Source organism: Commensalibacter sp. Nvir, assembly GCF_963921845.1.
Taxonomy (GTDB): Bacteria; Pseudomonadota; Alphaproteobacteria; order Acetobacterales; family Acetobacteraceae; genus Commensalibacter.
The window spans coordinates 1-17,864 of record NZ_CAWUGZ010000020.1; the positions used below are offsets into that span (position 1 = coordinate 1).

19 protein-coding genes are annotated in these 17,864 nt (G+C 36.9%); 13 read left to right on the forward strand and 6 right to left on the reverse strand.

What is annotated here, in order from left to right; all coding sequences use genetic code 11:
• Window positions 1–421: 421 nt before the first annotated feature.
• Both AABE15_RS01685 and AABE15_RS01690 read left to right on the forward strand, forming a co-directional pair.
• A complete protein-coding gene (locus tag AABE15_RS01685) occupies window positions 422–853 on the forward strand; it encodes a type II toxin-antitoxin system RatA family toxin (RefSeq protein ID WP_338329547.1) in 432 nt (143 codons plus the stop codon).
• 169 nt (window positions 854–1,022) lie between these two features.
• Entirely contained in the window at window positions 1,023–1,421 is a 399-nt protein-coding gene (locus AABE15_RS01690; protein ID WP_338329548.1) for a hypothetical protein, read from the forward strand.
• A 153-nt stretch (window positions 1,422–1,574) separates the two neighbouring features.
• Here the strand turns inward: AABE15_RS01690 and AABE15_RS01695 are convergent, their stop codons facing one another.
• Both AABE15_RS01695 and AABE15_RS01700 read right to left on the reverse strand, forming a co-directional pair.
• The gene (locus AABE15_RS01695; protein ID WP_338329549.1) at window positions 1,575–2,081 is read right to left on the reverse strand and encodes a CinA family protein; all 507 of its coding nucleotides are present in this window, start codon (window positions 2,079–2,081) and stop codon (window positions 1,575–1,577) included.
• Window positions 2,082–2,139: 58 nt separating this feature from the next.
• On the reverse strand, window positions 2,140–4,098 hold the full coding sequence (locus AABE15_RS01700; RefSeq protein WP_338329550.1) for a lytic transglycosylase domain-containing protein: 1,959 nt from the start codon (window positions 4,096–4,098) through the stop codon (window positions 2,140–2,142).
• A gap of 243 nt (window positions 4,099–4,341) precedes the next feature.
• Here AABE15_RS01700 and purB point away from each other — a divergent pair, with 243 nt between their 5' ends.
• The 9 genes from purB to AABE15_RS01745 all read left to right on the forward strand — a co-directional run bounded on the left by purB (window position 4,342) and on the right by AABE15_RS01745 (window position 11,181).
• Complete coding sequence (gene purB, locus AABE15_RS01705) at window positions 4,342–5,679, forward strand: adenylosuccinate lyase (protein ID WP_338329551.1); 1,338 nt, start codon at window positions 4,342–4,344, stop codon at window positions 5,677–5,679.
• A 145-nt stretch (window positions 5,680–5,824) separates the two neighbouring features.
• Window positions 5,825–6,595 (forward strand): phosphoribosylaminoimidazolesuccinocarboxamide synthase, encoded by a 771-nt coding sequence (purC, locus tag AABE15_RS01710; protein WP_338329552.1) that lies wholly within the window; start codon window positions 5,825–5,827, stop codon window positions 6,593–6,595.
• On the forward strand, window positions 6,595–6,837 hold the full coding sequence (gene purS, locus AABE15_RS01715) for a phosphoribosylformylglycinamidine synthase subunit PurS (protein ID WP_338329553.1): 243 nt from the start codon (window positions 6,595–6,597) through the stop codon (window positions 6,835–6,837). Before purC ends, purS begins: the two co-directional genes overlap by 1 nt.
• Entirely contained in the window at window positions 6,834–7,226 is a 393-nt protein-coding gene (locus AABE15_RS01720; RefSeq protein ID WP_338329554.1) for a Rap1a/Tai family immunity protein, read from the forward strand. The genes purS and AABE15_RS01720 overlap by 4 nt, the downstream gene beginning before the upstream one ends.
• On the forward strand, window positions 7,226–7,927 hold the full coding sequence (gene purQ / locus AABE15_RS01725) for a phosphoribosylformylglycinamidine synthase subunit PurQ (protein WP_338329555.1): 702 nt from the start codon (window positions 7,226–7,228) through the stop codon (window positions 7,925–7,927). The genes AABE15_RS01720 and purQ overlap by 1 nt, the downstream gene beginning before the upstream one ends.
• Window positions 7,924–10,137: a phosphoribosylformylglycinamidine synthase subunit PurL gene (gene purL / locus AABE15_RS01730; RefSeq protein WP_338329556.1), complete on the forward strand. Its 2,214-nt coding sequence runs from the start codon at window positions 7,924–7,926 to the stop codon at window positions 10,135–10,137. Before purQ ends, purL begins: the two co-directional genes overlap by 4 nt.
• Window positions 10,138–10,365, forward strand: a complete 228-nt coding sequence (locus AABE15_RS01735) for a BolA/IbaG family iron-sulfur metabolism protein (RefSeq protein ID WP_338329557.1) — start codon at window positions 10,138–10,140, stop codon at window positions 10,363–10,365.
• A gap of 20 nt (window positions 10,366–10,385) precedes the next feature.
• Complete coding sequence (gene grxD, locus AABE15_RS01740) at window positions 10,386–10,712, forward strand: Grx4 family monothiol glutaredoxin (protein ID WP_338329558.1); 327 nt, start codon at window positions 10,386–10,388, stop codon at window positions 10,710–10,712.
• A 106-nt stretch (window positions 10,713–10,818) separates the two neighbouring features.
• On the forward strand, window positions 10,819–11,181 hold the full coding sequence (locus AABE15_RS01745; protein WP_338329559.1) for a hypothetical protein: 363 nt from the start codon (window positions 10,819–10,821) through the stop codon (window positions 11,179–11,181).
• 2 nt (window positions 11,182–11,183) lie between these two features.
• On the opposite strand, the gene AABE15_RS01750 is transcribed toward AABE15_RS01745, so the two are convergent.
• A complete protein-coding gene (locus AABE15_RS01750) occupies window positions 11,184–11,564 on the reverse strand; it encodes a YraN family protein (protein ID WP_338329560.1) in 381 nt (126 codons plus the stop codon).
• Between the two features lie 95 nt (window positions 11,565–11,659).
• Between AABE15_RS01750 and cls the strand changes: the two genes are divergently transcribed.
• Entirely contained in the window at window positions 11,660–13,096 is a 1,437-nt protein-coding gene (cls, locus tag AABE15_RS01755) for a cardiolipin synthase (RefSeq protein ID WP_338329561.1), read from the forward strand.
• Here cls and AABE15_RS01760 read toward each other — a convergent pair.
• Both AABE15_RS01760 and AABE15_RS01765 read right to left on the reverse strand, forming a co-directional pair.
• Window positions 13,091–13,744, reverse strand: coding sequence for an endonuclease/exonuclease/phosphatase family protein (locus AABE15_RS01760; protein WP_338329562.1), 654 nt, complete (start codon window positions 13,742–13,744; stop codon window positions 13,091–13,093). The two genes, cls and AABE15_RS01760, sit on opposite strands and share 6 nt — an antisense overlap.
• A 191-nt stretch (window positions 13,745–13,935) precedes the next feature.
• A complete protein-coding gene (locus AABE15_RS01765) occupies window positions 13,936–14,964 on the reverse strand; it encodes an AI-2E family transporter (protein ID WP_338329563.1) in 1,029 nt (342 codons plus the stop codon).
• A 130-nt stretch (window positions 14,965–15,094) separates the two neighbouring features.
• Between AABE15_RS01765 and metC the strand changes: the two genes are divergently transcribed.
• Window positions 15,095–16,315 carry a cystathionine beta-lyase gene (gene metC, locus AABE15_RS01770; RefSeq protein ID WP_338329564.1) on the forward strand — a complete coding sequence of 407 codons (1,221 nt, stop codon included), beginning with the start codon at window positions 15,095–15,097 and terminating at the stop codon, window positions 16,313–16,315.
• Between the two features lies 1 nt (window position 16,316).
• On the opposite strand, the gene AABE15_RS01775 is transcribed toward metC, so the two are convergent.
• On the reverse strand, window positions 16,317–17,792 hold the full coding sequence (locus AABE15_RS01775; protein WP_338329565.1) for a YifB family Mg chelatase-like AAA ATPase: 1,476 nt from the start codon (window positions 17,790–17,792) through the stop codon (window positions 16,317–16,319).
• Between the last annotated feature and the right edge of the window lie 72 nt (window positions 17,793–17,864).

Consider the following 17,864-nt stretch of genomic DNA (forward strand, 5'->3'; position numbering starts at 1 on the left):
TATTCTACGTTTTTGATTTATGCTCATTTATTGGTTTAAATATAAGACCACTTCTACATATCAAAAGTTTTAAGAGTTACTTTGATAAATGAATTTTCGCTAAGGTTGAAAAAATTATTGTTGTGTTTAGATAAAAGGAAAACTGCACAGATGGTGAAAATATGTGTTGTCAAAGTGGATTTTTAAAAAATTGATCCCTACGTATAACTTACAGTTAGTTATAAAGAAATTTGAAGAATAATATACAGTTTAATTGATTAAAAAAAATCATAGGTATTCGCAGCTATAAAAAGATTTATGCAGGTTAGTGTTTGTTTACCAACCCCATTATCTTATTTCAAGCTTATTGGTTTTAAGATTTACAAAGATAAAGAAATGACTTTGATAAGGATGAATATAATACGAAAGTGGAAGCAATTTAATGCCGACTCACGCTGAAAGAAGAATAAGTTCACATACTTCCGAGCAAATGTTTGATTTGGTTGCTAATGTAGAATGTTATCCTGAATTTTTACCCTGGTGTATAGGTGCGGATATACGTTATCGTGATAACGATTTACTTTTAGCGGATCTTAAAATTGGATTTGGACCGTTTGTTGAAACGTTCGGTAGCAAAGTTCAACTTTACAAACCTGAAAAAATTATTGTTACTTATGATCGAGGACCGTTAAAATATTTGAGTAATCAATGGAAATTTATTCCACAAGAGCAAGGATGTCTGATTGATTTCTTTGTTGATTTTGAATTTAGATCAAAATTGATGCAAGCTGCTATGGGATTGGTTTTTAGTGAGGCAGTGAAAAAAATGGTTAGTGCTTTTGAAAAAAGAGCAGATATTTGTTATAAAATTTAATATTGATAAATTAGTAACATTTGTGACTTTATATACACTTTTATAAACATTAAGCGTATAATAATTTACATACGCTTTAAGAGTATGCTACTGTTTTTATTGAAATAAATGTTTATTGAGTAACTTCGACCAAATAAATCAATTTATGATAAATATTGGAGAGTTGACCATGAATTCTGTTTCCAAAATATCCTTACTTGTTGCAGCTTTGGCTTTTGCTGTTCCAACAATGACTTATTCAGCTATGGCGAATAATCATAATAGCGGTCATCGATATTATAAAGGACATCGTCACAATAAAAGAATGAGTAGAAACCACTCTTATAATGATAGAGCTTCAGGATCACAAGAAACTGCAGATCTGAATGCACGTAGCTTACAAGAAATACAATCACAAAAAAATAATACGGTTGCAGTTGTTCCTAACAATGTCGCTGTTACTCGAGAGCCACCTGCAGTTACTGTGGTTCCTCAACAGACAGTACCTGGAACAGGAAACACAATGGCTCCTTTATCCGCCCCTGCAGGTAGTGTTAACCCAAATAACATGCCACCTGTTCAATACTAACCGCATTTATTTTTTTAAAAGAGAATATTTATGAACCTTCATTTTATAAATGAAGGTTTTTTTATCCATAAAATTATAGTGCGCAACTCATCAGCAAAACATTTCAAAGATTTAATAGGGATAATAAAAAAAATTGATTAAGCTATGTATGGATCAGTTGATAATTTCTTTTGCTAGTTTTAGACCTTCAAGTACCGTTTGTAATCGAATGATTTTTCTGTTTCCTGAAAAGTTAAAAGTATTCGTTTTAAATTGAGCAGTTTTTTTACAATAGACGGCTAGCCATACCAATCCTACGGGCTTAGTATAGGTTCCACCACTGGGGCCAGCAATACCGGTGGCAGCTATAGCGAGGTTAGCGGCATAGGCTTTTTTTAAAGCTCCTCTAGCCATTTCTATGGCTGTTTCCTGGCTTACCGCTCCATACTGCAAAAGAGTGGCTGCGGAGACATTTAAGACATGGTTTTTCATTTCATTAGAATAGGTAATGAATCCACCTTCCAAAAAATTAGAAGCTCCGCTGACATTGATTAAATAACCTGCAAGCAAACCGCCAGTACAGCTTTCTGCTGTAACCAGTCTTATTTTTTTTTCAATACAAGCGTTTGCAAGTTCCAAACATTTTATATCAATTAACTGGGTTAAATGATGCAAATCCATACTGACTTTTCCCTTTATAAAAAATTACAGGTGAAAAAACTATGGCTTATATTAAAAATTACCGAAATATGCGGGTTTGATAAATCATAGTATTTTCAATAACTCTTTGCACATAATTTCTGGTTTCCGGATAGGGAATGAATTCTATCCAGTCAATAATGGTGTTTTGGTCATCAGTATATTGTGTCAACCATTGTTTAATACGACGCGGACCAGCGTTATAAGCAGCGAGTGTATAGGGAACAGAGCCATTAAATTGTTTCATTAGCTTTACTAGATACGCTGATCCTAAAGTTATATTATTTTCTGGAATTATTAAATTATTAGGATTGGCCATTTTGGGGGGCAAACCCAATTCTTTAGCCATTTGCTTAGCCGTTGAAGGCAAGAGCTGCATCAGTCCATAGGCATTAGAGGCACTTACAATGTCGGGATTAAAGCCGCTTTCCTGTCTTATTACGCCTAATTGAAGACCTATCGGTAGTTTTGGATTTCTAGGTTTGTAAGGCTCTGGCCAGCCATTTTTGTATAAAACTTTTCCTTGTTGCGCAGCGTTTTGGGATAAATATACCGCATCTTCTGGCAGTCCTAATTCGTTAGCATAAGCTGCCGTCATTGCTTGGTTAAGAATAGACTGTTTTTTGTGGTTAACCAATAAAAAAGGTCTGGCATGTCTGTAATCTCCTTGCTTTACTAAAATATCAGCTATTTGAAATAACTCTTTGTTTTTAAACTTTTCGTATGTCGAAAAAGACCAGCGTGGTTCAGATATCTTACTCAGATAATGCGGTAATAACGTAACCAGTAAACTGGGTTCAAAGACGACATGTTCAGGTGAAACGTCATGTATCTGAGCAATGGAGAGTTGACCATAAAATGTTGTTGGATAGTACGAAGCCTTTTCCCATGCATTTTGAGCTTGATGCTGGTCTTGAGATTTTAAAGCTTCGCCCAACCAATAATACCCTTTGCTTATGGTATATATTGAGCGTGATGCCGTTAAGCTTTGAAAATAAGATATTGAATTTGAAGGAATGTTTAATTTTTTTAAGTTAATCCAACCCGAAAGAAAATTTGCTTCATTTGAACAAATGTCCGAGCTACAAAACTCTGGGGTTGAAAGTTCAAGTGCTCTCCTAAAATGGCCCTTATACAAAAGGTCTCTGATGTAATTGCTTCGAGCAAACCAAAATCTTTTTTGTGCTGATTTTTTTTCTGCTAACAATCCTTTTTCGATCCAATAACGATAGGTTTGTTCTGGCAAGTTGTTTTGCGTTAACCATATCAGGTTAGCGTAAATTAACGAAGCATCATTGAGTTGTTCTTGGGTTAGTTTTGATAAATCGACTTGTTTATCGTTTTTTCTTAATGCCAAAATGGCCCGGGCTAAAACTTGATCTTTAAGGTTTAACAAATCGATTTGTTGTGTAGCTGAGGTTAATGCATTACGCGATTCCAGGTATTGGAACCGTTGCCAATGTTCTTGCGTTGTAATGTATTTAGAAAATAATGCCAAAAACAACTGTTGTTGTTGTTCGCTTAAAATTGATTTAACCCAATATTTTCGTGCATTTGAAACGAGATGCGGGGTAAATATAGAATGTTGCCCACAAAAAATAAGTGCATCGTATTGATCTAAAGATAGTGTGTTGCATAAATGAAATATTTTTGAGTCAGAAGTTTCGTTTAGTAACGCTTCTTGTAAGCGTTTAAAAAGAACTTGTTGATTTGGCCAATCTGGATTTTCTTTAAGAAATTTAATGTAAGGTGCTGTTGATTGCTCTTCTGGTTGCAAAAGATATAGGTATTGATTAATTTTTTCTTGTAACTTACTCTTTTTTTCGTTGGTTGGGCTACTTGAAAAAGCAGAATGAGCTTGAAAATTAGGCGCTAAATTTTCAAGAAGTTTTGAATTTTCTTTATTATAGTCCTGTCCATAAATAGGGGGAAAAAAAGCACTGCAAAGGACAACAATTAAATATATTGCTTGAAGATAATCCTGACGGTTTGACTTCATTATTTTTATCCTGTTGCTAAATACCGGTGTACAATAAAAACGGGCACGTTTAATAATAGTAGAGTTATCTTAAAGAAATCATTTTGCATGCAATCTTTAATAGAAAGTATAACAAATAAGAAAAAGAATGCTTAGAGTTTAAGTAAATAACTTTAATTCAAATATGCTTAACTCTTAGTGAAATTAAAAAAATCTATGGTATAAGCGCCTTTTAGGCTGTCCGAATTAAGAAAGGAAAATAGGATGATTCCTCGTTACAGTCGTCCAGAAATGACCTCTATTTGGTCTTCGACCAACCGGTATCGCATATGGTTTGAAATTGAAACGCTAGCGTGTGAAGCTATGGCTGAATATGGTTATATTCCTAAAGAGTCAGCGCAAGCAATACGACAAAAAGGTTCGCAAGCAATGTCAACCTTTAATAATCATGATGTGCAGGCTATAGATGAAATTGAATTGAAAGTGCGTCATGATGTTATTGCGTTTTTAACGTGGTTAGCAGAAAAAATTGGTGAAGACAGCCGTTTTGTTCATTTGGGGATGACCTCTTCCGATGTACTAGATACATGTTTATCGGTGCAGCTGGTTCAAGCGTGCGATATTTTGCTTGAAGATTTGGATAAAGTTCTTAATGCCATTAAAAAACAAGCTTTTCAGCATAAATATACACTTACAATTGGTAGAAGCCATGGTATTCATGCTGAACCTACCACTTTTGGGCTTAAAATGGCTGGGTATTACGCGGAATTTTCACGTAATAAAGACAGGCTATTGCAAGCAAGAAAAGAGGTTGCTACGTGTACTATTTCAGGGGCCGTTGGAACCTATGCACATATCGATCCAAAAATAGAGTCTTATGTCTCTTCCCGTTTATGTTTAACCCCAGAGCCTGTTTCAACCCAAATTATTCCTAGAGACAGACACGCAGTATTTTTTGCGACGTTAGGTGTTATTGCCAGTTCGATGGAACGGTTATCCATAGAAATTAGACATTTACAACGTTCTGAAGTGCGTGAGGTTGAAGAGTATTTTCATCCTGATCAAAAAGGATCGTCAGCCATGCCCCATAAGCGCAATCCTGTATTGACCGAAAATTTGACTGGGCTGGCTAGGATAGTTCGTTCTCATGTTATTCCAGCGCTTGAAAATGTGGCTTTATGGCACGAACGGGATATTAGTCATTCTTCTGTTGAAAGAATGATTTGTCCTGATGGTACAATCACTTTAGATTTTGCGTTAAATCGATTGGCGAGTGTAGTTGATAATCTTGTTGTTTATCCTGAAAGAATGAAGATAAATTTGGACAGTTTGGGTGGTGTGGTTCATTCAGGGGAAGTATTGCTTACGCTTGCAAAAGCTGGGCTTACTCGTGAACAAGCTTATAAAATCGTACAACGCTCTGCGATGGAAACGTGGACAAAACTCGATACAGTGGAAGGCAAGTCATTTAGAGAAAATTTGCTGAATGATCCTGAAATTATGGGAATAATAGATACCACTATTATAGATAAAGCTTTAGAACATTCCATCCATATCGATAAGGTTGATTATATTTTCAAAAACGTATTTGGAAATATATAGTATTTATATTGAATTCGAAATTGCAAATAACTTGTATTAGATTTTTTTTTATCAATATTATAGATTAAATATTAATCCAATCAAGTGCCAATACTTACTATCTATTATTAACTCCTAGTGTTAAATCAAATTGAAAATTACGCAAATGAATCGTCGTCGACAAATCTATGAAGGAAAAGCTAAAATTTTGTATGAAGGTCCTGAGCCAGGTACTATTGTACAATATTTTAAAGATGATGCTACGGCCGGAAACGGTGCCAAAAAAGGAACAATTATTGGCAAAGGGGTAATGAATAACCGTATTAGCGAATATCTAATGATGAAAATAGCTAATATTGGTATTCCCACACATTTTTTGCGTCGGTTGAATATGCGAGAGCAGCTGGTTAAAGCTGTAGAAATCATACCCCTTGAAATTGTCGTTAGAAATGTTGCCGCTGGAAGTATTGTTAAGCGTTTAGGGCTGCAAGAGGGAACACGTTTACCAAGACCTCTGGTTGAATATTATCTTAAAAATGATGAACTCAACGATCCTTTAGTGCTTGAAGATTACATAACTGCCTTTAATTGGGCAACGGTAAATGAAATGGATGAAATTGTTAGTTATGCGTTGAGGATAAATGATTTTCTTACGGGTCTATTTTTGGGTATTGGTATACAGCTTATAGATTTCAAACTTGAATTTGGCCGATTTTGGAAAGATGAGGATATCCAAATAATTTTAGCCGACGAAATATCCCCCGATAATTGTCGTTTTTGGGATATTGAAAGTGGAGAAAAACTGGACAAAGATCGCTTTAGACGGGATTTAGGTAAAGTAGAAGAGGCATATCAAGAAATAGCAAGGCGGCTAAAAATTTTACCTGAAGCCAATATCGAAGTATTAAAAAATAAAGAGGGGGTAGAGAGCATTTAATGAAAGTACGTTTGGTCATCATGCTAAAACAAGGTGTACTTGATCCTCAGGGTAAGGCAATTCATAATGCCTTGCATAATTTGTCTTTTGACGAGGTTAATGAAGTAAGAGTAGGGCGTGTCATCGATTTACAATTGCAAGCATCTTCACCCGAGCAAGCCAAAGAAAAGGCCATAAAAATGGGCACGGAATTATTGGCAAATGGCGTTATTGAAGATTTTGAAGTCGAGGTGTTATCATGAAATTAAGAACATTAATACTAGCGAGTTTGTGTTTATCCGTTTTAAGCTATGGGCCTCAAGTTTTTGCTCAAAGGGTAACCCCCTTAAAAGCGATAAATTTCCTCAAAATATGTAAAAACAATAAAAGCCTAGCGATGTGTGACGCTTATATCAGTGGCATAGCCGATTCAGTTGCGTATGCTAAGATCTTTGCAAAAAATCAAAACGATACGCAGGCTCCTGTTGGATTTTGCATTGTGCCTTCGACAAAAGGGCGTGAAATGAGACAGAAAGTTATAGCTTGGATGGAAAACCATTCCGACAAATTGGGGCAACCGGCTGGAGAAGTTGTTTTTACTGCGCTTCATGAGGCATACCCATGTAAAATGACAATGGGCGAGAATAGATAATGAAGATTGGAATCGTTATCTTTCCAGGGATTAATCGAGAGCGAGATATGGCCATTGCTTTTGAACGTGTGGTGGGTGTATCGCCAGCGATGATATGGCATGGTGAGACGTCGTTGCCAAAACTTGATATGGTTGTTTTGCCTGGCGGTTTTAGTTATGGAGATTATTTACGTTGTGGGGCCATGGCTGCACATTCACCCATTATGAAGGAAATACGTTCTTTCGCTTTGAAAGGTGGATATGTACTAGGAGTCTGTAATGGATTCCAAATTTTGACAGAAGCAAGATTGTTGCCGGGGGCGCTTTTACCTAACGCGAGCTTAAGATTTATTTCAAAAGATTGTTACCTTAGAGTGGAACGCGACGATACCATTTATACGAAAGCGTGGGAAAAAGATAGCGTTTTTAAAACTGCTGTCGCACACGGGGATGGAAATTATTTTACCGATGCTAAAACATTAGAAAAAATTGAAGGGGAAGGACAAATACTGTTTAGGTATAGTGCGTCAACAGGTTTGGTTGACTCAAATGATACCATATTAAATCCCAATGGAAGTCTAAATTCAATAGCTGGTATTGTAGATCCAACAGGTCGATTATGTGGGATGATGCCTCATCCTGAGAATATGGTTGACCCTTTAGTAGGTGGGGAGGAGGGAAAACCTCTTTTTCAGAGTATTTTGGAGACTTTAACTTCATGAGTAATGTAAAGCAGCTTGTTGTTAATGAGGCATTAGCAAAAGAGTTTGGACTTTCTGAGGAAGAATACGTCAAAGTTTTAGAAATTATGGGGCGTAAACCAAGCTTAACGGAGCTGGGTATATTTTCTGTCATGTGGTCAGAACATTGTTCTTATAAATCTTCTCGAGCATGGTTGCGTGAACTTCCTACCAAAGCACCCTGGGTTATACATGGACCAGGCGAAAACGCAGGGGTAGTAGATATTGGGGAAGGGTTGGCCGCTATATTTAAGATGGAGAGTCATAATCATCCTTCTTTTATTGAACCTTATCAAGGGGCAGCAACAGGGGTTGGAGGAATTCTAAGAGATGTATTTACAATGGGTGCACGGCCTGTTGCTAATTTAAATGCTTTAAGATTTGGTGATCCTTTGAATCCCGTTACCAAACATATTGTCGATGGTGTTGTTCGAGGCATAGGAGGATATGGAAATTGTGTTGGTGTTCCTACAGTTGGTGGCGAAGTTAATTTTCATAAACGTTACAATGGGAATCCCTTAGTAAATGCTATGACCGTAGGAGTGGCACGTAAAGATCGTATTTTTCTTTCCGCAGCGGCGGGGGTTGGCAACCCTGTTATTTATGTCGGTTCGAAAACGGGCCGTGATGGCATACATGGTGCGACGATGGCCTCTGCTGAATTTGGAGAAGATGCAGCGTCAAAAAGACCTACGGTTCAAGTGGGTGATCCTTTTGTTGAAAAATTGCTTATTGAAGCTTGTTTAGAGCTTATGGCTACGGATGCCATTATCGCTATTCAAGATATGGGTGCTGCTGGGTTGACGTCTTCAGCGGTAGAGATGGCTGGAAAAGGTGGCGTTGGGATTGAGCTCAATCTTGATCATGTTCCTCAGAGAGAGGAAGGAATGACGGCGTACGAAATGATGCTTTCGGAAAGTCAGGAACGTATGCTGATGGTCCTTCGGCCTGATCGTACAGAATTAGCAAAAACAATATTTGATAAATGGGAACTGGATTTTGCTGTTATTGGTACGCTTACGAATGATGGTTGCATTGTGGTTCGTCATAAGCAACAAACTGAAGCATGTATTCCTTTAAAGCCACTTGCAGATGAAGCACCTTTATATAAAAGACCTACAGCACTTTTGCCAAAACCAAAACCATTGGGAAAACTTGAAGTAAGAGAGAGCATTGAAGCTTCTTTAATCCAATTATTAGCATGTCCTGATCTTGCTTCTCGTTCTTGGATATGGGATCAATACGACAGTAACATAGGCGGCCAAACGGTTTTTCGACCAGGAAAAGCTGATTCAGCTTTAATACGTGTTGATGGGACTAAACGAGGGTTGGCATTAACGACTGATTGTACACCAAGATATTGCGCAGCCGATGCCTATCAAGGAGGAGCTCAAGCTGTAGCTGAAGCATGGAGAAACATAACCGCAACAGGGGCTAAACCTCTCGCCATTACCGATAATTTGAATTTTGGGAATCCAGAAAAACCTGAAGTTATGGGACAAATGGTTGCTGCCATTGAAGGAATGAGAGATGCTTGCATAGCTTTGGATTTTCCCGTCGTCAGTGGTAACGTGTCTTTGTACAATGAAACCAAAGATTCTACAGGAGAAAATATATCCGTTTTGCCTTCACCCGTTATCGGGGGATTGGGTGTAATAGATAATATTGCTGAAGCTATTGGTAATGCAATGTTAGAGGACTGCGATATTGTTTTGATTGGAAAAACGGAGGGAGAATTAGGACAATCTTTGTGGTTAAGAGAAATTGGTAAATTAGAAGCCGGTTCACCGCCCAAAGTTAATTTACAAAATGAACGTAAAAATGGTGATTTTGTTCGCGAGCTCATTTCAAATGGCGATATTAAGGCGTGTCACGATGTATCGGACGGAGGCATATTGGTTTCTTTAGCAGAAATGGCAATGATTGGCGATGTAGGTTGTACTTTAGAAACTCCTGAAAGTGGTATGAGGCCCGAGGCTTATTGGTTTGGAGAAGATCAGGCTCGGTATATTGTTTTATCGTCAAACGGGGAAGATATATTAAAACGTGCCCAAGAAAAGGGAATATCTGCGAGATTTTTAGGTTATACAGGTGGAAAAAATTTAGTTTTACCTTCAGGCGCCGCTATAACGTTAGCTAGAATGAAAATGGCATCAGAAAGTTTTTTCCAAAAATTAATGAAGGATAAATAAGTGAATATTCCTCAAATTGAAGAACGATTGCAGTCCTCATTTCCAACCGCTGTAATTAAAGTAGGGGCGTTAAAGGACGACGGTCGACATTTTTATTGTAAAATTGCAGCCAAAGAGTTCGTAGGTCTTAGTAAACTTCAACAACATCAATTGGTTTACAAGGTCTTGTGGGATTATATGAAAGATGATCTTCACGCTCTGGCATTGCAAACTGAAGAATTAAATTAAAATTATTAATGGATAATAACATGAGCTATTCTGAATCTGAACTCAAAACGTTAACGCACTCGAATCCTGTTGTTTTATTTTTGAAGGGGACGTCTGACTTTCCCAGCTGTGGGTTCTCGGCTAAGGTGGTCCATATACTTGCGGATTTGGGCGTTGCTTATAAAGATATTAATGTGCTCGAAGATAATGAGCTGCGTGAAAAAATGAAGGATTTTTCGCAGTGGCCAACGTTTCCTCAATTATATATTAAAGGAGAATTAATTGGTGGATGTGATATTGTAAGAGAACTATACAATTCGGGTGAACTTTCTAAATTATTAAAATCTAAAGGTATTGATTGTAAATAGTGTACCCTCAGGGTCACAACAATTAAAAATCTTCTTTTATTTTTAATTTGTGAACCTGACTATGTTAAGTTTATGTAGCGTTGAGAACATAGATAAGTAGAGAAACATGATTAAACATCTTAAAAAGATCATATTTGGAGTTTTAAGTGCCTTTGCTTTGGTGTTTTTTCACCCTCACTCTGCAAAAGCGCAACATATTGTTACAGAAGCAGAGGCAGGTAGATTAACGTTGGCTTCTTTAACGGCACCTCCAGTGGTTAGGCATCACGTACGATCAAACATAAGAACGTATCGTTCAAATTATGCTGTTCGAACAGTTTCCTATAGAATTGGTAGAAGAAGGCAGACGCAAAAGTTATTTAGAATTGCTTCTTATCGCACGATAAGAGGGAGCAAAATGCCTATTAAAACTGCGGTCTATCGCATCAACTCTCGAAGGAAAATTTTGAAGCATCGTAGACGTAGCTAGTTTTAAACCATTGTAATGTTTTTTATATGCTCAATCTGGTTTTTCAGGTTGATCGCTATGACATTAAACCTTATTTTATCGAATTTTTTAACGTTGTAGGTAGCAATAAAAAATTCTGCTGCCTCTATTAGTCGTTTTTTTTGTCTATGATTAAGTGAGTGTAAAGCATCATCTATATTGCGCCTAACTTTAACTTCAACAAATATTAGCCATTCTTCTTTGAAAATTATTAAATCAATTTCTCCAGCTGGACATTGAAACCGTCTTTGTAATATATCCCAACCTTCTTTTTTGAAATAGGTTGCAGCTAAATTTTCTGCTCTAATGCCCCGATGGTAAGCAATTTTTCCTTGAATTTGTTTATTTTTGAGAAAATTTGACATTTGAAAGGCTTATTTTTGTTAAATAGGAAATTATGAGTTAACACAAAATTGCCCCAAAGTTTAAAGCAGAGGTGATTATAAAGAAAGATTGATTTATGCGAGCTTTTTATACGTATCTTTTTTTTCAAGAGTTGAAAGAAGATTGGCTGTTCGCAATTATTAGACTCATTTTACTACTCGGTGTCACATATCACGTCCTTAAACATGTTCGAGATACTCGTGCAGCAATTGGTTGGATAGGGTTTTCTTGGATTATGCCTATTACGGGATTTATTCTGTATGCTATGTTTGGCATAAATCGAGTCGTGAGACGTGCCCAGAAATTAGTCAGTGACAGACCTAGGCACAATAAACTCTTCGATGATTTAACTCAATTTTATATTAAGGGCCATTTTTATCCTTTGGCTAAAGTGGTAGAAGGATTTACGCAAAGGCCGTTATTAATTGGAAATAAAGTCACAATTTTTTACAATGGCGATCAAACGTACCCAGAAATGCTTGCTGAGATTAATTGCGCACAGACATGTGTTTTTCTGAGTTCATATATTTTAAAAAATGATGGAATTGGCCGACAGTTTGCTGATGCTCTGATAAAGGCACAAGAAAGAGGGGCTGTAGTTAGAGTTTTAGTTGATGGTATCGGTAGTGGTTATTTTTATTGTCCCATTGCCCGATATCTAAAAAAAAATAATGTCAAAATCGATCGCTTTATGCATTCGTTTTGGCCGTGGAGAATGCCATTTATTAATTTGAGAACCCATAAAAAAATCCTTGTTGTTGATGGGAAAGTTGGTTTTATAGGTGGATTAAACATAGCTGATGACAATATAGTTGCATGCAATCCTAAATTTCCTGTTTCTGATACACATTTCAAAGTGGAAGGTGCAATCGTTCTCGAGTTGACAGAGGTATTTCTTCAAGATTGGTTTTTTATTACTTCTGAAGATTTGAATAAAAAAAAGTTTTTTCCACACACTAATGTTGCAGGCAACATGTTATGTCGAGTTGTTACGGCAGGGCCCGATTCCGATATGGAAAAGATTAAATATACGATGATGCAAGCCATTAGTTTGGCTCGAAAATCTGTTCGGATTATGACTCCTTATTTTTTACCTGATGATCGTTTTTTATCCGTATTAAGTTTAGCAGCGATAAGAGGAGTGACAGTTGAAATTATAACCCCAAAAAGAAGTAACCAAAGACTAGTAGATTGGGCAAGAAATAAAAATAATGTTTTTCCCATAAGAGATGGATGCAGGATATGGTTAGAACGCCCTCCCTTTAATCACTCAAAACTGTTAGTAATTGATCGTATTTGGTCTTTTGTAGGAAGTTCAAATATAGATATGCGTAGCTTAAGGCTTAATTTTGAAATTAATATGGAGATTTATCATAAGGAGTTTGCCGAAGATTTAGATGATTTTATTTGTGCTCATCGTCATCAAGAATTAACACTTGAAGATTTGGAAAAACGAAATTTTTTTAAGAAATTAAGGGATTCGACTATTAGGCTACTGTTACCTTATCTATGAATCTTTGATCTTTAGGGTAACCATAATAGGACAATGATCAGAACTATAGCGCGATAATACTTGTCGATCAATACATTCCATTCCTCTAACAAGGCACCGATCCAATCGTATAGGAATAAAATTAATCATTTTGTGCGTAAATTCTTTTGGTCCTACATCTTCAAACCCATTCATCAAGGTTGGACCAATGAGGTTATAATCGCCTATAATGGCAGCACGATCGGGTAAAAAATTAGAAATAACTTGAAGCTGTTTTCTATTTAAAAATTGCCCATGGGATAAATGGACATTAGCAACCCAAAAATTCCCATAATCAATAAGTTGAGCCACACGTTTAACGATAGCCCCGGCAGGGAGCTTATAGGTTGAAGGAGGGGCTTTGAAAGGATAAGGACTCCAGCAAGCTACGCCATGTATGCGGTTAGGTAGTGGGAAACGACTATAGAAACCCCCAACCAGTTTAGGCAGCACATTAATATAGTCTGTTGCTTCTTGCATTAAGACTAAATCGGGTTTGTATGTGGTGATAAGATACGCAACGTCATAAGCGGTTGCGCCTATTTTGCGAAGTAAATTCCAACTGATAATCCTAATTTTTTGTATATCATTACCTGTCTCAACTCGATAATGAGGTTCTACATTTAACATAATTTGCAAGGCTTTAATGTTGAAAGTGATAAATTTTTAAATTCTATCTTTGAAGATATCCTGGTTAATAAAAAAATTTGCATATTATAATTAAGAATTCATGAGTTAATGATACTAAATTGTATCATAAAAAAAATATTAATTTGTTTAAATTAAATTTAAATAATTTCGTAAAGGCGTTAAATATTCTATTAGCTTACTTGATCGGTCGAAAATTCAATGGCCAGAGTATACCCTAGGCCTAACAAGACTGGCCCTAAAAAAATACCTAGCCCGCCAAAGGCTAATACGCCACCAAGTATGCCTAATACACTGAGAAGATAAGGTAATTTGTTACCTGATGAGATAAACATGGGTCTAATGACATGTTCTACGCCTGATATTATAATGATGCCATAGACGAATAAAAGAATTGAGGCAATGATATGATGATTTATGCCAAGCCAAATTACAGCAGGCACCCATACAACGGGTGCACCAATAGGAAATAAAGATAGAAATGCAGCAATTCCCCCCAAAAGTGTGGGCTCGGGTATTGAAAATAACGCTAAACCAAAACCTGTTAAAATTCCTTGCAGAAGTGCTGTGCCTATAATGCCGTACACTGTTCCAAGTATTGTTTTTGTTGTCATATGTACAAGTTGTTGAGAAGAAGGACCGGCTATTTTATAAATAATAGCAAGCAATACATGGCCAAGATAATCCCCGCTTAACCAAAAGAAAAAGGAAATAAACAATGCAAAAACAAACTGTAAAAAGCCTCCTATGGTTTGTAAAAACATAGAAAGAGACGCTCGCGTAATATCATAAAGATAGGGCTTTAAACTATCCCCTATGGTTACTAAATGCTCGGCTCCTTGTTTCCAAGTTCTTTCGATATACGTGTTTACAATGGGTATGTGTTGAATCCATTTTGGTGGATTAACAAAATTAAGAAAAAGGGTTGCGGAAGATATTGAGTGTAGTAATTTAGGTGCGTCGTTAATAATAGCTGAAGATAAGACCACAATAGGCATAACCATGCATAAGGCGCAAAATAAAGTCATAATCAAAGCGGCAACGGTTTTTCCTACTAATTCTCTTAATAAAACATACAAAGGCCAAGTTGCAAAAGTAATAATAGCAGCCCAAAGAATGGAGGAAAATAAAGGCTTTAAAATTAACCAACATCCGTAAGCGATGGCGGTTAAAAGGATAAATAAAATTATTTTTTTATTCATGTAAAACTCTTAGGGGGTATACCATTAATTTTTTGAGTTACGTAATTAAGGTTTTTTATTTTAAATTAGTACGATGTACTAATCATCTCCATGGGTTAGATTGATCGTTTTTCATTAAGGATAAATTTTCATGAATTTATTAACTGCCAAAGAACATTCAGTTTCTCATGGTTGGAAACGTATGTCTACTTTATTAGCCACGGTTGGTCGTCAAAACAATTCTCTTCCATCAACAGGAATATTTGTTAATCCTCCTTTAGAACGAGGATCGACCGTTGTTTACCCTTCAGTAAAAGCTATGCAATCGGCCGATCACTATTCCTATAATCATTTAACCGTATATGGTGCGATGGGTTCACCAAACCAACATCAGTTAGAACAAATTATAGCGCAAATTGAAGGTGGACAAAACACTCAAATCGTTTCAACAGGACTTGCGGCCTGTACGTTGCCTTTGTTAACGTTTTTGCAACCGGGGGACCATTGTTTAGTGATAGATAGTGTTTATGGGCCAACACGTCGATTTTGTGAGACTGTATTAAAGGGTTTTCATATTGAGACCGACTTTTATCCTGCAGAATGTTCTCCAGAACATATAAGTAATTATTTTAAATCAAATACTAGAATTGTTGTTTCTGAAAGTCCAGGCAGTCATACGTTTGAAGTGCAAGATATACCGCTTCTGTCTAAAATTACCCATGAAAAAGGTGCGAAATTATTGGTGGATAATACATGGGGAATAGGTATTTTTCAACCATTTGAACATGGTGCCGATATTTCTAGTCAAGCCCTAACAAAATATGCAAATGGACATTCCGATGCTGTATTAGGAGCAATAACGGTTAACAAGGCTGAAGATTGGATTAAGGTGAGAAATACTGCTATCGCTTTCGGAGAGATTGGGGGACCGGATGCCTGTTGGTTGACGTTAAGAGGGCTTAGGTCTTTGCCGGCACGCCTGGAAAAACAATCTGTTTCTGCGTTGCAAATCGCGGAATGGTGCCAGCAACAATCGAGTATTAAATCGGTATTACATCCTGCATTTCCTGGAACCGTTGGTCATGAAATTTGGAAACGAGACTTTACCGGAGCAAGCAGTTTATTTAGTGTTGTTTTTAGCGATAGCGTTACCGTTGATAAAATGGTTAATATGATCAATCAATTGAAGTTTTTTTCTATTGGCGCTTCCTGGGGTGGTTATGAAAGTCTAGTTTTGCCAACAAACGGAACAATTAAAAGAAATTTTGACTATGATCATCTAAAAAAAGCGATGTGTCGTTTACATATAGGTTTAGAAAATACTCAAGATTTAATTGAAGATTTAAAACAAGCCTTTAGTATTTTCCTTTAAATTATCGTTGTCTAAAATTGAGTGCTTCAGCAATACTAGCAACGTTAATTTCTACCAAATGGTCTAGATCGGCTATGGTTTGAGCCACTCTTAGAAGCCGGAGCATACCTCTATTTGACAAACGTAATTGCATAGAGGCGTTTTCAATCATCGTTGTGACATCATGATTTAATTTAAATTGTACACTAGATAATTCGTTATTAAGTGTATTTTGTCGTGCATATTGAAGCTTTCTAGCTTTTTTTACACGAATAGCAATAGATTCACTTTTTTCTCCTTTCGAAGGGCAGGTCAATTCTTTGGAAGAAATAGATTCAACATGTGCAATAATGTCTATTCGATCTAATAAAGGGCCAGAAATCTTGCGCCAATACTCTTCTTTGCATCGAGGTATTCGATGGCATTCGCGTTCAATGTCTCCCAAATAACCACAGCGACATGGATTCATAGCGGCAAGAAGTTGGAATTTGGCTGGATATGTAATATGTGAAGTAGCTCTTGCAATGGATATTGTCCCTGTTTCTAGAGGTTGTCTTAATGATTCGAGTGCATTACGAGAAAATTCTGGTAATTCATCTAAAAATAAAACACCGTGGTGTGCTAAACTTATTTCACCAGGTTTTACTTTGGTTCCACCCCCTGTTATAGCGATTGCACTGGCTGAATGGTGGGGGGCTCTAAAAGGTGGCCTTTGTATCGGAGCAGCATAAGAAAGAAGTCCTGCAGAACTATAGATGCGGGTTGTTTCCAGCGATTCTGTTAAGGTGAGATCAGGCAATAGTCCTGTCATGCAATGGGCCACCATAGATTTTCCACAACCTGGTGGCCCTACCATCAACATAGAATGCCCACCCGCAGCAGCAATTTCTAAGGCTCTTTTAGTAGACTCCATACCTTTTACTTCAGAAAGATCAAGTGTTTTTTTTCTTGAAGCGATCGGTTTAAATGCAGGTTTGATTAAAATTTGTTGACCTTTAAAGTGTTGTATTAAGGCCAATAATGATTTCGCGGCTAAGATATCGATATCTCCCCCCAACAGGGCTTCACTTCCCTGGGCATGGGGACATATTAGTCCCTTTTCCAATTGCGACGAACCAATAGTTGCCGAAATGACCCCGTTAACTGGGCAAATTTGACCATCTAAAGACAATTCACCAATTGCCACGTAATGAAAAACTTCTTCTTCAGGTATGATTTCTAAAGCGCTTAGTATACCTACAGCAATTGGTAGATCATAATGCGTACCTTCTTTCAAAATATCTGCAGGTGCTAGATTAACGAGGATACGTTTAGGAGGAAGAGCTAAACCCATAGACGTTAGTGCTGCTTTTACACGCTCACGGGATTCAGTCACGGCTTTGTCAGCAAGGCCAACTATTATAAAAGCTGGCAAGCCTCTAGAAATTTGGACTTGTACTTCGACAGGAATTGGATCAATGCCTGAAAATGCAAACGTATTTACTCTTGTTATCGACATCAAAACAATCCAAGCATTATACAAATACAATTATTACAAAAATGATCTAATTTCATCGAACCATACTATATT

What these genes read in the sequence shown, in the direction of transcription:
- AABE15_RS01685 (WP_338329547.1), top strand. Translation starts at nt 422, where the DNA reads ATGCCGACTCACGCTGAAAGAAGAATAAGTTCACATACTTCCGAGCAA.
- purS (WP_338329553.1), top strand. Translation starts at nt 6,595, where the DNA reads ATGAAAGTACGTTTGGTCATCATGCTAAAACAAGGTGTACTTGATCCT.
- AABE15_RS01690 (WP_338329548.1), top strand. Translation starts at nt 1,023, where the DNA reads ATGAATTCTGTTTCCAAAATATCCTTACTTGTTGCAGCTTTGGCTTTT.
- grxD (WP_338329558.1), top strand. Translation starts at nt 10,386, where the DNA reads ATGAGCTATTCTGAATCTGAACTCAAAACGTTAACGCACTCGAATCCT.
- AABE15_RS01720 (WP_338329554.1), top strand. Translation starts at nt 6,834, where the DNA reads ATGAAATTAAGAACATTAATACTAGCGAGTTTGTGTTTATCCGTTTTA.
- purQ (WP_338329555.1), top strand. Translation starts at nt 7,226, where the DNA reads ATGAAGATTGGAATCGTTATCTTTCCAGGGATTAATCGAGAGCGAGAT.
- AABE15_RS01765 (WP_338329563.1), bottom strand. Translation starts at nt 14,964, where the DNA reads ATGAATAAAAAAATAATTTTATTTATCCTTTTAACCGCCATCGCTTAC.
- purL (WP_338329556.1), top strand. Translation starts at nt 7,924, where the DNA reads ATGAGTAATGTAAAGCAGCTTGTTGTTAATGAGGCATTAGCAAAAGAG.
- cls (WP_338329561.1), top strand. Translation starts at nt 11,660, where the DNA reads ATGCGAGCTTTTTATACGTATCTTTTTTTTCAAGAGTTGAAAGAAGAT.
- AABE15_RS01750 (WP_338329560.1), bottom strand. Translation starts at nt 11,564, where the DNA reads ATGTCAAATTTTCTCAAAAATAAACAAATTCAAGGAAAAATTGCTTAC.
- AABE15_RS01760 (WP_338329562.1), bottom strand. Translation starts at nt 13,744, where the DNA reads ATGTTAAATGTAGAACCTCATTATCGAGTTGAGACAGGTAATGATATA.
- AABE15_RS01745 (WP_338329559.1), top strand. Translation starts at nt 10,819, where the DNA reads ATGATTAAACATCTTAAAAAGATCATATTTGGAGTTTTAAGTGCCTTT.
- AABE15_RS01775 (WP_338329565.1), bottom strand. Translation starts at nt 17,792, where the DNA reads ATGTCGATAACAAGAGTAAATACGTTTGCATTTTCAGGCATTGATCCA.
- AABE15_RS01700 (WP_338329550.1), bottom strand. Translation starts at nt 4,098, where the DNA reads ATGAAGTCAAACCGTCAGGATTATCTTCAAGCAATATATTTAATTGTT.
- metC (WP_338329564.1), top strand. Translation starts at nt 15,095, where the DNA reads ATGAATTTATTAACTGCCAAAGAACATTCAGTTTCTCATGGTTGGAAA.
- AABE15_RS01695 (WP_338329549.1), bottom strand. Translation starts at nt 2,081, where the DNA reads ATGGATTTGCATCATTTAACCCAGTTAATTGATATAAAATGTTTGGAA.
- purC (WP_338329552.1), top strand. Translation starts at nt 5,825, where the DNA reads ATGAATCGTCGTCGACAAATCTATGAAGGAAAAGCTAAAATTTTGTAT.
- purB (WP_338329551.1), top strand. Translation starts at nt 4,342, where the DNA reads ATGATTCCTCGTTACAGTCGTCCAGAAATGACCTCTATTTGGTCTTCG.